The following is a 15,672-nucleotide window of genomic DNA, read 5'->3' on the forward strand; positions in this document are numbered from 1 at the left end:
GCTGGGTTTGTCGCACCCCACCCCAAGGAATCGTAGCGGATGGGGCCTTATTTGTCGACAAGCTCTTTTTCTGCAAAGGCCTCAATCGCCTCGAGTGCGCGCAGCAATTGCGGATCGTTCATCAAAGTCGGATCGCGCAGGATCCAAGGGTTTGTCTCACCAGTGCCTGCCGGTTCCGGAATAAATCGCGGATCTGCACGTCGGCGAAAGCGCTCGCCAATCGCCGCCAGTTCTGGCTCGGCGACGTCGACGGTGTACCCATCGTTGGGCATCACCCCCCAAGCCTCTTCTTGTTTGGCATCTTTCCGGCGGTGAATCAACCGTCCCTTGGGTGGGTAGTAGTAGGCAGTGGTGAGTCGCATCGCGGCTTTACCACCCTCCAGTGGTATCACATTCTGGACACTTCCTTTTCCAAACGTTCGGGTCCCCACAATGATGGCTCGATCGCGGTCTTGCAAACAAGCGGCGAGAATTTCGCTTGCCGAAGCGCTTTGCTCATTAACGAGCACGACAACCGGGACAGTAGGGGGCACCAGTGCGCCCGGAGTTGCATCGTACACCTCATCGATGGTGCCATTGCGTCCTTTCGTGCTCACGATCTCGCCACCTTCGAGAAAGAAATCGCAAATGTCGGTAGCTGCGAAGAGCAATCCACCTGTGTTATCCCGGACATCGATTATGAGAGCTTTCCAGGGGGTGCTCTTCGATTCGATGGCTCTCTTTAATTCGTCAGCGGACTTTTCTCCAAAGAGCTCGATATGGAAGTAGCCGATATCTTCGTCGGCCTGCATGCGGAACTCCCATCGTCCGTTTTCCAGTCGTCGGTCTCCCAACACGGATTCAACTTCGATGCGAGCTCTCGTCACGGAGATCAAGAGAGGATCTGATTCCCCCGGTCTTTCCAACTTCAATTGGGCGGTCGTACCTTCTTTCCCCCGGAGCCGCTTCGAAGCTTCCGTGAACTGCAAATCCGCAACGGGAAAGCCATCCACTTCCAGGATTATATCTCCGGGTTTGACCCCAGCGCGATAGGCGGGCGAATCGTAAAGCGTGCTGACGATCGTCAATCGATCGCGACGCGGCGGACCGTCCAAACTGACTCCGAGACCTCCGAACTCTTGCTCCAAGATCGCTTGAAAGGGCTGCAGAGATTCAGGCGGAATGTAGCTGGAATAAGGATCCAGCGAAGCAAGCATCCCTGACATGGCTGCGCTGTACAGCGCCTGCGGATCGGCAGGATCGACGTACTGCTGCTCGATGACATCCATTACCAACCCAAGATCACCAAGCTTTCTCAATCGGGCAGCATTCGCATAGCATAGGATGCAGACCAGCGTCACGATTCCGAGAATGCGAAGGTTAAGAGTTGTCACAGCTGCGAACCAGCGAGTTGGTGTAATGGATCCACGACGTTCGATTGCTTTGAGAGCTTCATCACTTGAGAACAAGCAGGAGGTCACCTGCCTCGACTTGATTTCCCGACTTGACGTAAAGCTGCGCGATTTCGCCATCTCGTTCGGCGGTCATGACCGTTTCCATTTTCATCGCTTCGAGCGCTAGAAGCTTCTGACCCTTTTGCACTTTATCCCCCACAGCGATAGAAACGCCGATGACCATACCCGGCATTCCGGCTCCGAAATGGGTTGGATCGGATGGATCTGCTTTGAGTCTTGCGACGGCTTTATTCTCGATCGATTGATCGACAATTTCGATTTCGCGAGGTTGCCCATTCAGCTCAAAATAAACTACTCGGGTCCCATCCGGTCTGGCTTCCCCCACAGCGAGAAATTTGACAATGAGTTTCTTTCCTGGTTCGATGTCGACCGAGAATTCCTCTCCGATCGCAGGGCCGTAAAAGAAAATGGGGGTCGGCAACAACGAGACTTCGCCATAACTTCGGACATGAGCGAGAAACTCGTCAAATACCTTTGGATAGAGAGCCGAGGTAACCAATTCGCGTCGATTCGCAGGTCGCCCCAGCTTGGACTCTAAATGTTTACCGATCTCTTCGAAGTCAACCGGCGGCAGTGTTTCTCCGGGCCGACTTGTTACTTCGGGATTATTGCGAAGGATATGCTTCTTGACGTTTGTAGGAAAACCACCGGGCGGTTGTCCCATCATTCCTCCCACCAGATCCAGAACGGAACCGGGGTAGGATAGCTCGCGGCGTCCTTCGGCGATGTCATCGGCAGTGAGTTGATTCGCCACCATGAAGAGCGCCAAATCGCCGATCGCTTTGCTTGTTGGAGTTACCTTAACGATGTCCCCTAACAGTTGGTTGGCATCCGCGTATCGTTTGCAAACGTCTGCCCATTGATCGGCTAGCCCCAATGCTTTGGCCTGCTGGTAGAGATTGGTATATTGTCCACCGGGCATCTCATGCTGGTACAAGTCACCTCCAGCGACAAGAGATTCGCTTTCGAACGGTGCGTAGAACTGTCGTGCCCCTTTCCAATATTCCGAGATCTGCGTCAATGCGTCGGTTTCGAGCCTGCTTTCCCGCTCCGAACTTCGCAACGCTTCCACCAGCGTATTCAAGTTGACTTGCGATGTTCCACCGGACATCGACGCGAAGGCTCCATCAATGACCTCTACTCCTTGCTCGGCCGCTTGCAACAGCGAAGCCGCTTGGATGCCCGCGGTATCGTGGGTATGGAAGTGAATCGGAATCCCGATCTCTTGCTTGAGGGCGTGAACCAGCAGCTTGGCAGCTGCGGGTTTACAGAGACCAGCCATATCTTTGATGGCCAGCATATGAGCCCCCATTCGCTCAAGTTCTTTGGCCAGATCGACATAATAACGGAGCGAGTACTTTGGACGATTCGGATTGGTGATATCCCCCGTATAGCAAATGGCCGCCTCGCATATCATGCCGGATTCAAGAACTGCATCCATGGCGATGCGCATGTTCTCAGTCCAGTTGAGGGCGTCGAAGACTCGAAAAATATCGACACCTGCCGATGCCGCTTCTCGAACAAACTCCTGCACCACATTGTCTGGATAGTTGGTATATCCAACCGCGTTCGAAGCGCGTAACAGCATCTGAAACAAGATATTGGGGACGCGTTCTCGCATCGCGCTGAGGCGTTGCCATGGACTCTCTTTCAAGAACCGCATCGCGGTATCGAAAGTGGCCCCTCCCCACATTTCCAACGAGAAAAACTGCGGCGCAATCCGCGCGTAAGCATCGGCAATCGCCAGCATGTCGGCGGTTCGCAGCCGAGTTGCGAGAAGTGATTGGTGCGCATCGCGCATCGTCGTGTCGGTAAACAAAAGCTCTTTCGAGTCACGAATACTGGCGCAAAACTCTTTGGCCCCGAGCTTTAAGAATCGATCGCGGTACCCCGCCGGGAGTGGACTACTTTTATCTATTGGCGGTAGTGCAGCGGGCTCGCGCCGAATGGATTTGGAGTTGCCATCGATCAGCTTGTTCCCATTGACGACCGTTTCCGCGATGAAGCTCAAGATGCGTGTGGCTCGGTCTCGTCGACGCGGAAGCTCGAACAACTCGGGCGTCTTATCAATCATCCGAGTCGTCGCATTTCCCTCCAAAAACGTGGGATGGGTAATGAGGGAGATCAGGAAGGGAATATTGGTTTTCACGCCGCGTATCCGGAACTCCTGCAAACATCGTTCCATGCGTCCCGCCGCTTCTCCCAAATTGCGACCGCGGGCTGTCACCTTGACCAGCAGCGAATCGTAAAATGGATTGACGACCGCACCGCTGAATGCACTTCCTGCATCCAGCCGGATCCCCAGCCCGCCCGCGCTTCGGTAGTGTGAGATTTTACCGTAGTCAGGTCGAAATTGATTAGAAGGATCCTCGGTGGTCACGCGGCATTGAATCGCCGATCCGACGACTTGCACATCCTTTTGAAGAGGCAGGCCAAGGCTATCGTCACCCAATCGCTCTCCTTGAGCCACAAGAATCTGAGCCCGTACCAAGTCGATCCCTGTGACTTCTTCCGTGACGGTATGTTCGACTTGAATGCGTGGATTGACCTCGATGAAATAGAATCGGTTCGAATCGGTATCGAGAAGGAACTCAACCGTCCCAGCGCAGTGGTACCCCACTTCACGTCCGATCGCGAGAGCCGCTTCATGGAGCTCCGCAGCGACTCGTTTCTCAAGGTTCGGTGCAGGCGCTAGTTCGACAACCTTTTGATGCCGCCGTTGCACCGAACAATCTCTCTCGTGCAAGTGGATCAGATTGCCGTGGCGGTCCCCAAGAATCTGGACTTCCAAGTGCCGAGCGCGGGCCACGAGTTTCTCTAGAAAAACTTCATCGCTCCCAAAGGCGTTTTTAGCCTCCCGTTGGGCTTGCTCCAAATTGATAGAGAGTTCCGTTTCATTCTCGACGATGCGCATCCCGCGACCGCCGCCCCCTTTCGAGGCTTTGAGCATGATGGGATAGCCCATCGTTTTGGCGGTCTCGAACGCTTCGTCGAGCGACCGTACTGCATGCGCCGAGCCCTCGAGAACAGGAACACCGACTTTCTTCGCGATCCCACGCGCAGCGACTTTGTCACCGAGAAGCTCCAAAGCTCGAACGCTCGGACCGATAAAGGTGATCCCGTTGGCTTCCAGGGCTTTCGCGAACTCCGCGTTCTCGGAGAGGAATCCGTAACCGGGATGGACGGCGTCGATTCCGTTCTCCAAACAGAGTCGAACGATGCCATCGATATCCAGGTAAGAACGAATTGGCTCCCCTGGTTTTCCGATTTGGTAGGCTTCGTCTGCTTTGAAACGATGGAGGGCGAAACGGTCTTCGTGCGAATAGATCGCCACCGTCCGGATCTTGATTTCGTGAGCGCTTCGAAAGATACGGGTTGCGATCTCACTGCGATTGGCAGCGAGGATTTTTTGGAATGCCGGCATGGACTAAGGCTTGGAGGGAGGGGGAGGAGTGGGAGCTTGGAAATCTCCCGCCGTCGCGACAACGAGCGTGTCAGGATCAATGTACTCCGCGATTGCGTCATTGACGGCATCGACAGTGAGTTGCGAGACTGCGGATTCCAATTTTTCGTAATAGCTCATGTCGCGGCCGGTAAAGATGTTGTTCGCCAACAATCCAGCAAGACCGACATCGCGACTGCGAGTCAGCTGTTGATTTTGCAAATAACCTTGAACAGTATCTTGGAGTTCTTGGGAGGTGATGCCATCTTTAACGAGTTTGCGCACCTCCTCTTCAATCGTCTGCACCAATTTGTCTCGATTCTTCGGATTGGCGATGGCCGTGATATAAAACACCGTCCGTTCATCGATCGAACTGGATGCGAGATTACTGTTAACTCCGTACGAGAGACCTTCTTTTTGTCGCACGCGGTCTCCAAGCCGCGACGATAGCGCCCCGGCGCCAAGCACTTGATTGCCAATCAACAATGCTGGGTATTTCGGATGATCGTCTCGTAGCGCGTATTGTTGGCTGGCAAAGTAAACCGAATTCGCTTTATCGGGCGTTTCGATCGATTGCAGCGGCAACTTGACATCGGTTGTCGCGGATGTTGCAGCGCGTTGGAAAGGGACTTTGGATTTCCAGTTTCCAAGCATCTTCGAGAGTTTGGGCTCGATCTCCTCGGCATCAAAATCCCCGACGATGGCGACCTCTCCCTCGGTCCCTGAAAGATACTTGGAATGCAAATCCACGATGTCTGCGATCGAGAGTTTCTGGAAGTCTTCGATTTCTTCTTCGATCGTGGGGAGATATCGGATATCCCCTCGCTTGTAAGGGTTCAATGCTCGTGAGACCGCTAAGTTCGCCAAAGCCTGTGGCTCGCTTTTCTGGCTTTCCAGCGACGTGAGCACTTGATCGCGTATAAGCTCAAATTCCTTTTCTTCGAATGCCGGATTTCGCAACATGTCCTCGACGACTTCCAACACATCCGCCAGATGTTCGCGGCGTGTCTCCAATCCGATCGCGAGAACCTGCGGGCGCGACGAAGCTCGGACGGTCGCTTTAAGAGAGGCCAACTTGTCGTTGAACTGTTGCAAAGGCAAGTTCTTCGTGCCTCGCATCAGCATCTCACCGAGGAGGTCGCAAGCCGCCGACTTTCCAAAGAGAGACTTCTCGTCACCAAAGCGGAGATTGAGGGTGAGATTCACCGTGGCTCCTCGGGTCTTTTTCGCCAAGAAGGCGTAAGGGAGGCCGCTCGCCAATTTACCACGAACCAATCGGGACTCGATATTGGCTGGGGATGGATCGAATTGTTCCCCTTCGCTGATCGCCTCTCGCCCCTGGTAATCCTTTACCAACGCGTTGACATCCGGGCGGTCAGGGATTTGGATTCGGTCGGATCGGTCGGCAGGAATGAATCGGCCCACCGTTCGGTTATTGCGAACCAAATACTTTTGCGCTGCAACTTGCACTTGCGCTGCCGTCGTCTTTTCGATTCCGTCGCGGTAAAGGAAATAGAGCTTCCAGTCCCCTTGCGCGGCCCAATCGCTCAAGCTGATAGCGAGACTATCGCTGCGAGCGGCAGCGCGCTCGCGTTGGTTGAGAATCTTTTGCTTCGCGCGGGAGACCTCCTCGTCGGTGACAGGAGCATCGACCAAGTTCTCTAAAGTCTCTAGCATGGCCGTCTCGGCCTTTTCAAGGGACTTTTCTAAGGGGACTTGGGCGAGGAACAAAATCGTGCCTGGATCGTGCAGTCCCTCGGCGCCGCCGAAGACCCCGGTCGCTAATTTGGTTTCGATCATCGACTTGTAGAGTCGACCGCTCGGCTCATCGGTGAGGACTTCCGCAAGCAGATCGATGGCAGGGTACTCGGGATCCCCTCCTGCAGGAACATGGTAAACAGCTCCGACCGCTTGGATATCCGCTACTCGTCTCACCATGGTGATCCGTTCGCCGTCTTGCGGAGGTTCGACCGTGTACGTGGCGGGGAGGGGTTGCTTGGGTCGCGCTAGAACCCCGAAGTACTTTTGAAGATACTCGAGCGCCTTGGCCTCCTCGAACTTGCCGGCAACGATAACCATGGCGTTGTCAGGGCGATAGTATTTGCGATAGAACGCTCGCAAATTGTCGACGGGTACTCGTTCGATATCGCTGCGGTTCCCGATGGTCGATTTTCCGTAGTTGTGCCATTGGAAGGAGGCAGACAGCATGCGCTGGCGAAGAACGCCTATTGGGTTATTTTCACCCCGCTCGAATTCGCTGCGGACGACGGAGAATTCGCTCGCCAGATCCTCCCCCAGAATCTTGCTATTCACCAAGCGGTCGGCTTCCAACCGAATGGCGAATTCCAAGTTCTCGTTGGAGGCGGGCAACGTTTCGTAGTAGTTGGTTCGATCGACCCAGGTGGTTCCGTTGAAGGACGCGCCTCGATCTTTGAGGGCTTTGGGAATTTCGGGGTTGAGATCGGTCCCTTTGAATACCATGTGTTCCAAAAGGTGCGCCATACCCGCTTCCCCATAGCCTTCGTGGCGTGAGCCGACGAAAACCGTGCAATTCACGGTGACTTTGGGCTGGCTGTTGTCGACGAAGAGCAATACTTTGAGCCCGTTGTCGAGTCGGTATTCGTTGATTCCTTCTACGGATGCGACTTTGGTTGGCATATTTTCGGCTTGGGAATGGGGGCAGTCGGAAAGGTACGCGCCAAACACCAAAAACATAGCTAGGCAACTTCGCAATGCCCGAGACGGCCAATCGCTGAGTCGATGATCAATCGAATCCGTCGTGAACGCGCTTTTCATAAGTATCAAAACGTCCTTTGGTTTCAAAACGTCCATGGCAAGGCGACGCAAATGGTGAGGCTGCAGACCGCGAACAAGGGCCTCGATTGTAAACCAATTTTGCACATCCGTTGAACGGATGCCGCAATCGCGACCCAAAAGACTTGGAAACCTCTTGAATCCCTTTACGGAATAAATGTTATGGCTTGGACAAGAGTCTGCGAATCCCACATGCTTCCCGAAGGGAGCTCCTTCGAAGTTTTAGCAGGACGCGATGTGCTGGCAATCTTTCGCCATCAAGGGGTGCTTTACGCTATCGATGGAATTTGCATGCATCAAGGTGGTCCGCTAGCGAAGGGGAAATTGATGGATGGCACCGTGACCTGTCCTTGGCACGGATGGCAATACGACCTCCAAACCGGTTGCAATGCGGCCACATGCAAACCGATGTTGAAGACCTATCCCATCCAGGAAACGGACGGAATTATTGAGGTTGACCTTGCAGGCGCTCCTTAACTAAAGTCCCGGTTGAATCGGATTGCGGATTTCGTTGCCAAGCGCGTTGCCAAGCGAAAGTGTCGAAACGCTGAGGTTTCGACTTGGGCTCGTCCCTTGTCGGATACAAGCTCGATTGGGAAGCGAATTTCACAAACTGTGATGCGAGCGCGGTACGCTTCGCTCGCACATGCCTTCTTCGAAGAGGTCAGGAGGACCGAAGTGCAAACACTCAAAACTGCCGTTGTCGTCGTATTGCTTTTGTTCGTGATCTACGGGGGCTTTATCGCTCTGAATGGATCCAACAACACCTCCTTCAATCCGGAGATCGAGGGTCTCGATCTTTCTGCGGATGCCCCGGACATCACGGGGGTCACTGGGCCTGTAGCTCCCGCACCGGCGGCTCTGCCTTCGGGCACCCCTGCGGCTGCAGCCCCCTCGGATCCTTGGGCAGCGTTCCAAAGCGCTCCATCGTCAGGATTCAGCAGCGCCGCATCCCCATCGACTCCTTCGGGCAGTCCACTCCCAGGGCTGCCGGTAAGCTCTTCCCCGTCACCACTTTCGCCTCTGCCGGCCTCCCCGTCCGACCTCGCACTTCCGACTCTCCCTGGTACCCCAACCAGCGATCTTGCCAAACCTGCTGATTCCCTGCAATCGCTGCCGCCGCTCCCCTCCACCCTTCCCGGGGCTGCGAGCAACGACGATGCGAAAGCAACTCCAGCCAAAGAGGATCTGAAGACCACAACCAGTCCTGATTTTGGGATCGCCCTTCCTCCCTCGACATCGGGCCTCCCCCCATCGAATTCGTCCGAATCTACCGAGTCCAAGGACGAATCGGCAGGAACGGCCGATAACGACAAATCGGTCGACGCAAAACAGGCGAGCGAAAGCAAGCCGATCGGTCCCAGCAAATCGTATGAGAACGCAAAGGAGACAGCCTTATCGCAATCCAAACGGGGCCAGCTCAAAGAAGCTTTGGCGACGCTCAGCCTCTTTTACAACGACAACGAGCTAACGGTTGAACAGCGATATGACCTTTTGGATTTCCTCGATGCTTTGGCGGGAGAAGTCGTCTACTCCCGCCAGCATTTCTTGGACATCGCATACTTTCCTGTCCCCGGAGAGACGCTTGAAGACGTAGCCAAGAAGTTTGAAGTCCCCGCCGAGATCCTTGCCCGTATCAATGCGATCGAGCCGAAAGGTCCCTTGCAAACCGGCACAAAACTCAAAGTCGTGCCGGGCCCTTTTCGAGCCGAAGTCGACCTGAGCACAAGCGAATTGACATTGTTTGTCGGAGATTTGTACGCGGGACGTTACCCGGTCACCATTGGAAAAGATCCTGCTCCCAAGACAGGCGACTACAAAGTGGTCGATAAGCAGAAGGATCGCAACTATTACGGTAGCGGCGCACCCATCCCAGGCTCCGACCCACGCAATCCCTATGGCGGATTCTGGATGGATCTCGGGGGCGACCTCTCCATCCATGGTTCTTCGCCAGACGCGAGCGGGACCCAAGGCTGCATCAGCTTATCTCCTCAAGATGCCGCTGATGTCTACGGAATGCTGTCGCACGGATCCCCGATCATCATTCGCAACTAAGGTTTCAAACCTCCAACGTCCGCGCCAGCTCGTTTCAAAAAAACAACAGGGATGTTGCCTCTTCGCAACATCTCTGTTTTCATTTCAGCTCCTAAAAAACACGGAAAACCTTGTTTTCGCTTGCGTTTCCCCTGTCTTTGGTCGCATCCCCCACCGACCTGCGATCGCTCGGGAACGGCCTTTGCGATTAGCCCCCTGCACAAGCAACGGCTGGGATTGATTGATCCATTTCAATTGAAAAGAGACATCGGGGGCAGGATGGTGCAGCGATTTGTTCACAAAGGAGCTTGGGGCTTTCTAGGAAGCGTCCTTGCACTGGTCTTCGCGATCGATATGACCTTTGTTGCTGCAGAGGGAATCGGATCTTCTGCTGTGGGGTCGGGTGCGCGCCAATCCAACAAGGTTCATGGCGTCAACGATCGTGTCAAGGAAACGCATCGAGACACAGCCCACTCGACGCTTGTCCTTGCGAATGGACCGACTGCAGAGTGGGCCGAAGCAAAGCGGACCTGGCACCGATACCATCGTCACATCTTGCCGGTCGCAGTCGCTTCGTTTTTCCTCAGCTTTGGACTGTGGAGTTTGCTAGGTGTCGAGAACTTAGCCTTGCGTCCACAGAAGTAACTACGTCGACTCGATCGCTCGAATCTTTTCGACGCGTCGTTGGTGTCTGCCTCCTTCGAACTCGGTTGCAAGCCATACGCGAACCAAATCGCCGACGGGACGGTCCCCGATCAAATCACCGGGGAGGCACAGAATGTTGACATCGTTATGGCGACGGCACATCTCCGCCATGACCTCATCGCTGCAAGCCGCTGCGCGAACCCCTTTGAATTTGTTGGCGGCGATGGCCATCCCAAAACCTGTGCCGCAAATGAGGATCCCTCGTTCGACCGCTCCTTCTGCAACCCGTTTTGCAACTGTCACGGCAAAATCTGGGTAATCGACAGGTTGATCGCTGTGCGTACCATAATCCTCGACCTCGTGCCCATCCGCCGTAAGCAACGTGATCAGTTTGCCTTTGATTTGAAAGCCTCGATGGTCGCTGCCAAGCGCAATTCTCATTGCTCGCCTTTTTTGTCTTGGGGATCGTTCCAGAGAATCAAGTCACCGAGCTTCAGTTGTTCGATCCAGTAATTGGTGTGTTCATCCAGTTGGGCGGCGCATCGCTCGTAGCCATCAAAGGGACCTCCGAACGGGTCGGTGATCTCGGTGCCCGTCGGCGAGATCATATGCACTTTATTCGCAACGGTCGGCCACTGTGAAACGATGGCATGCTTATGGCGACTTCCCATGGTTAGAATCAAGTCCGCTTGCTCCACCATTTCTTGCGACAGCTGCGAACTGGCATGCGAGTCGAGATTGGTTCCATATCGCTGGATGGCGTGAACGGCGCCAGGGGACGCGGGATCGCCACCGTAAGCGGAGACCCCCGCCGAGAAGGCAACAATCGGGACTTGCTCGCCCGGGAACAAATCCGCAAATCGCTCTTGAATTTTTTTGTTCATAAGAGCTCCTGCCATCGGTGAACGACAGGTGTTGCCTGTGCAGACGAAGAGGATCGTGATACGCGATAGGCTCTTCAAATAATCTGCCGTCACGATTCCCTCTCTGGTGATGGACGCTACGTTTTTTTCAAATTCGACCAACGTGGGAAGTCCGATCTCGCAAGTCTCGCCATCGTGGATGGCGATCGCATGCATCTCCGAAGCAATCGATTCTACGGTCCGTGCCAACTTCCCATTTTGCGTGGTTGCGGGAGCTGCGACCAACGGCCCCGCCAACAACCGCCCCATTTGCTGAAAGACGGGATGATAGGGCTGGGAGGTTCGCAACTTGTTGTTGGGTCGCATGAGCTTGGCCACGACGTCCGACTTCATGCAACGCAGCAAGCTGTTAGGCTGGGAATCGGCGAGATCGATTGTAATCGGCCCAGGCCATACCTTGGACGCAAAACGCCGGATGGAGGATGAGACATCAGGAAAATAGTCTAGGAGTTCCGAAGGGGAACGAAGCATCAGGGTCAAGCCATGCTGGTTCTTGTCCTGGCCGGCGATCTCCGCCAGCTTGTCCACCGCTGACTCGTGCATGCCAGATCCCACGAGCAAGTACGAGCAGTCACCGGGGACTGCAACAATGTGCCCTTCCGCGACGGCTTGTACGGCCAAGTGGACAACGTCCCTCGGATCCTCGGTGTTTTTCCAATCGAACTGCTTGACCATGCCTCTTATTTGCCGGCTCCTTAGCACCTTTCCACTCGTAATCGCTCCTATGGTAGCAGAGTTGCCGAAGTTGCGAAAAGCCCCTTGCTCGGCTCTTCAGCGGAGTGAAATACTCCGTGAGGGAATCCGTTATTTTCCCAAAATGCTTGACGGTGCGGTCGATTCTTTGGGAGACTGACTAAACATCCTGAGTTCGCATCTATCTCGAGTGGCGATCTTCCTCTTTCAATCCTTGTTCAAAGGAGGGTTTGGATGATGAGCAACAATAGACGGGACGTTTCGGGCATTCGCATGTGCTTGAATCATAGTCAAAGCGGCATCGAAGAAGGCTTGGTGGAGTTGGAGCAAGACTTCCGAACATGGTTTGAGCATCCGCACCAGCGCCCGTATTGGAGCAAACTAATGGAACATCTGGTGAGCTTCCGCTGGGTCCTCGATCAACACTTTACCCGCGTTGCGGGCGAAGGCTACTTGGAACATGTGGCTTGCCAGCGTCCCGGTTTGTACTCCGACCTTCGGGATATCGAGTGTTGGCAATGGCGATTGATTGACCGACTGGACTCGATCATCCATGACGTGCAGACGTTTGACTCGCAGCGTGACGAGATCGCGGATATCGAAGACGAATTCCGACGGCTTCATCGCGAGATCTTGGACGAGGAATCGCAGGAACGATTGCTTGTCGAACGTGGCTTAGCTTGAACCGCTCCTTCCGTTTGATTTTCGAGCATTACTTGATTCCGTAACTGTAGGGTGACGCTTTGGATTGCCCCGATATCATCGAGCTTGTGACTACGGTGTCGACAGCGGAAGAGGCGGATGCGTTGGCTCGCCATGCTATTGAACAACGGCTCGCAGCGTGCGTGCAGATCGAGGGCCCCATCCGGAGCGTTTATCGCTGGCGAGGCTCGGTCGAAACGGCGCAGGAGCATCGGCTTTCCTTCAAAACACTGGCCATAAAGCAAGAGCTGCTGATCGCTTGGCTGGTAGCGAGCCATCCTTATGAGCAACCCGAGCTCTTGGTACGGCGAGTCGAAGCCTGCCGATCCTACGCCGAATGGGTCGCGCAGGAAACGCGCGACGACACCAGCAATCCGAGTTCGTTGATCTAAACGCGTTGAAATCTAAACACTTCGATTTATTCCGCTCCGGAGAGTGGCTCGGACGCTGTTTCTCACAGGCTCCGTGCGGTTCAGTTCTTACGAACTTTCTTTGCGGCGCGTTTGGCGAGAAGAGGGAGAGAAGCGAAGATCCGATCGAAATCGGGCTCAGCATCCTTCTTCGGCCGAATCACGAAATCCAACGGCGGCAGCTGGCTGCGCTGCTTGCGAAACGCTTCGCGAATCAGTCGCTTCCATCGATTGCGAACAGGCGAATTTCCAACCCGCTTGGACACACTAATCCCCAATCTGGGCGTTAGCGATGCTTCGTTTTGGGGCGGCGCATCCCCAGCGATGTCCGCGCGAGGGATGGCGTGAAGAACGAGGACATCATCCGCTACCACAATACCTCGCTTGAAAACCCGTTCGAAGTCTCGGGATGATTTCAAGCGTATTGACGCGGGGAGCGACTCGTCCTTCATGCTACCTCACATCTCGAACGCAGGCTAATCCATCACTTTTGCGTTAGCGATGAGCTTCAGGAATTCTTGATTGCTCGGGAATCGAGAAAGCTGCTTCGTGAGTTGCTCCATCGCTTCCACCGGATGCATCGAATTGAGTGTCCGGCGAATCATGGTGACGGAATGGTAGGTATCGGGATCGTGAAGCAATTCTTCACGGCGTGTTCCCGACTGGGTGATATCGATCGCAGGCCAAACGCGACGGTCAGCCAGCTTTCGATCGAGAACCAATTCCATGTTCCCCGTCCCCTTGAACTCCTGGAAGATCAACTCATCCATACGCGACCCGGTATCAACCAGAGCGGTACCGACGATCGTGAGCGAGCCACCTTCAGCAAAAGCCCGAGCGGTTGCGAAGAGCTTTTTGGGTATATCCATGGCTTTGATGTTCACCCCGCCGCTCATCGTGGGACCGCTATTCCCTACGTACTTGTTGAAAGCACGGGCCAAGCGAGTGATGGAGTCCATCAGCAAGAAAACGTCCTTGCCCATCTCGGCGAGTCTTCTGCAGCGATCGACCACCAATTGGCTGATGCGAACGTGCGACTCAACGTCTTCATCCAAACTGCTAGCGATGACCTCGCCACGCTGGATACTCCGACGCATATCGGTTACTTCTTCAGGGCGTTCATCGATCAGCAACACGATGAGCTCGAGTTCGGGATAGTTTTGCGCGATCCCTTGCGAAATGTGTTGCAACATAATCGTCTTCCCAGATCGGGGAGGGGCGACGATCAAGCAACGTTGGCCGCGCCCGATGGGAGCGAGCAAGTCGATCACGCGGTTGGTGATCGGCTGTGTTCCGACTTCCAATCGAAGCCACTGTTCTGGATTGATCGGGGTGAGGGATTCGAAGCTCTTGATATTGACGTACTCGTCTGGCTTCATCCCTTCGATGTCGAGAATCTCTTTGACGCGGGGACCTTGCGATCGCCGGGTTTGCTGCATGAGAGCGCGAATCTTGAGCCCTTGCCGCAATCGGAATTTTTCGATCATCGTCCCCGGCACGAACGGATCGGTCCGGAGCCGTGCATAATTGTTTTCAGGAGACCGGAGGAACCCATACCCATTGGGATGCATCTCCAAAAGGCCGTAGAACTCCTGACCCGGTTCTTCGTTCGCAGCGGGAGAATCCGAATCCGATGCGACTGCCCCCTCGGCCCCTTCACCAGGTTCGCCGGTCGCGACAGAGTTTTCCTCTCCACCGTCGCCGAACGCCTGCTGATAGTTTGGGCCGTGTCGACGGCGAGGCCTTTTGACCCGTGGGCGAGGACCGGGAGCTGCCCCCGAGTTGTCATCGTGAAATCGAGTGCGGAAGCGCTTTTTCTTGGGCATACCACCAAATCCGAGTTAAAACAAAGTGGGGATCCTGAGATCGCCACCGGACCGAGAACCTGGAGACCCAAGGAAAATCCATTCCTTCGATCTGCCACCGAGGGTTAGCGTGAGTCGACTGCCACCGCGAAGCCATCCATTCGGAGTTCCTCGAAAGGGCAATCCTGGATTCGCGAGGAATCCAAGTACCAGCATGGGCCTCGTGAAGGCCCCGCATTTTCCGTTCATGCTTCGACGTGCTAGTGAAAACGCGATCGCCGCAGAACCGGTCGATGTGGATGCACAAACACGAAAAACAAACCTATTTCTGACGGGAAGGTCGCTGCGACAAGGAGAAACCAGCTCCGGAACCTGAGCCACAAGGCTCGGATCCGATCCGAAGCGAAACCATCCCAAACTGCCAATCTTCTGGGCTTAGCTGATCTCGACGCAAGAAAATCGAGTAATCTCTCATCCGAAGAAGGCTCTACGTGTCGAGGGAAATCCATTCCCTCAGCAAGGCTCTATGCCAATTGCCATGGTCCGGTACCAAAATCAAATGACCGGCGAACGAAGTCCCAACACGGTTCGACAAGTTTTGCACACGCCGGGACCGGTGTCAAGCGACCTGCAGCCGGAAGCGTCCATCGATTTGTGAATTTATTCCAGACGAATCGTTCCCGACCGACGCTTGCCACGCCGCTAAGCTTCCACCGATCGCCTGCCGTTCCGGCGTGCGGGTCACACGTA

12 protein-coding genes are annotated in these 15,672 nt (G+C 54.8%); 5 read left to right on the forward strand and 7 right to left on the reverse strand.

What is annotated here, in order from left to right:
* Positions 1–47 precede the first annotated feature (47 nt).
* The 3 genes from SH467x_RS03550 to SH467x_RS03560 form a co-directional block, all read right to left on the reverse strand.
* Positions 48–1,373 carry a S41 family peptidase gene (locus SH467x_RS03550; RefSeq protein ID WP_482369915.1) on the reverse strand — a complete coding sequence of 442 codons (1,326 nt, stop codon included), beginning with the start codon at positions 1,371–1,373 and terminating at the stop codon, positions 48–50.
* A 61-nt stretch (positions 1,374–1,434) separates the two neighbouring features.
* The gene (locus tag SH467x_RS03555) at positions 1,435–4,878 is read right to left on the reverse strand and encodes a pyruvate carboxylase (protein WP_482369916.1); all 3,444 of its coding nucleotides are present in this window, start codon (positions 4,876–4,878) and stop codon (positions 1,435–1,437) included.
* Positions 4,879–4,881: 3 nt separating this feature from the next.
* Complete coding sequence (locus SH467x_RS03560; RefSeq protein ID WP_482369917.1) at positions 4,882–7,554, reverse strand: M16 family metallopeptidase; 2,673 nt, start codon at positions 7,552–7,554, stop codon at positions 4,882–4,884.
* 318 nt (positions 7,555–7,872) lie between these two features.
* Between SH467x_RS03560 and SH467x_RS03565 the strand changes: the two genes are divergently transcribed.
* From SH467x_RS03565 to SH467x_RS03575, 3 genes are all read left to right on the forward strand, one after another.
* Entirely contained in the window at positions 7,873–8,187 is a 315-nt protein-coding gene (locus SH467x_RS03565) for a Rieske (2Fe-2S) protein (protein ID WP_482369918.1), read from the forward strand.
* 201 nt (positions 8,188–8,388) lie between these two features.
* Positions 8,389–9,765, forward strand: coding sequence for a L,D-transpeptidase (locus SH467x_RS03570; protein ID WP_482369919.1), 1,377 nt, complete (start codon positions 8,389–8,391; stop codon positions 9,763–9,765).
* A gap of 216 nt (positions 9,766–9,981) precedes the next feature.
* Positions 9,982–10,389, forward strand: a complete 408-nt coding sequence (locus SH467x_RS03575; protein ID WP_482369920.1) for a hypothetical protein — start codon at positions 9,982–9,984, stop codon at positions 10,387–10,389.
* Here the strand turns inward: SH467x_RS03575 and rpiB are convergent, their stop codons facing one another.
* Together rpiB and SH467x_RS03585 are read right to left on the reverse strand one after the other, a co-directional pair.
* Positions 10,390–10,830 carry a ribose 5-phosphate isomerase B gene (rpiB, locus tag SH467x_RS03580; protein ID WP_146676194.1) on the reverse strand — a complete coding sequence of 147 codons (441 nt, stop codon included), beginning with the start codon at positions 10,828–10,830 and terminating at the stop codon, positions 10,390–10,392.
* A complete protein-coding gene (locus SH467x_RS03585; protein WP_482369921.1) occupies positions 10,827–11,987 on the reverse strand; it encodes an arsenate reductase/protein-tyrosine-phosphatase family protein in 1,161 nt (386 codons plus the stop codon). Before SH467x_RS03585 ends, rpiB begins: the two co-directional genes overlap by 4 nt.
* 252 nt (positions 11,988–12,239) lie before the next feature.
* Here SH467x_RS03585 and SH467x_RS03590 point away from each other — a divergent pair, with 252 nt between their 5' ends.
* Positions 12,240–12,689 (forward strand): hypothetical protein, encoded by a 450-nt coding sequence (locus tag SH467x_RS03590; protein WP_482369922.1) that lies wholly within the window; start codon positions 12,240–12,242, stop codon positions 12,687–12,689.
* Between the two features lie 59 nt (positions 12,690–12,748).
* Positions 12,749–13,099: a divalent-cation tolerance protein CutA gene (gene cutA / locus SH467x_RS03595; RefSeq protein ID WP_482369923.1), complete on the forward strand. Its 351-nt coding sequence runs from the start codon at positions 12,749–12,751 to the stop codon at positions 13,097–13,099.
* A gap of 80 nt (positions 13,100–13,179) precedes the next feature.
* Here the strand turns inward: cutA and rnpA are convergent, their stop codons facing one another.
* Together rnpA and rho are read right to left on the reverse strand one after the other, a co-directional pair.
* Complete coding sequence (rnpA, locus tag SH467x_RS03600; RefSeq protein ID WP_482369924.1) at positions 13,180–13,569, reverse strand: ribonuclease P protein component; 390 nt, start codon at positions 13,567–13,569, stop codon at positions 13,180–13,182.
* 24 nt (positions 13,570–13,593) lie between these two features.
* Positions 13,594–14,943 carry a transcription termination factor Rho gene (rho, locus tag SH467x_RS03605; RefSeq protein WP_482369925.1) on the reverse strand — a complete coding sequence of 450 codons (1,350 nt, stop codon included), beginning with the start codon at positions 14,941–14,943 and terminating at the stop codon, positions 13,594–13,596.
* Positions 14,944–15,672: the final 729 nt, after the last annotated feature.

The sequence above is a fragment of the Brakhagea slesvicensis genome, assembly GCF_052161625.1.
Lineage (GTDB): Bacteria > Planctomycetota > Planctomycetia > Pirellulales > Pirellulaceae > JBKCUI01.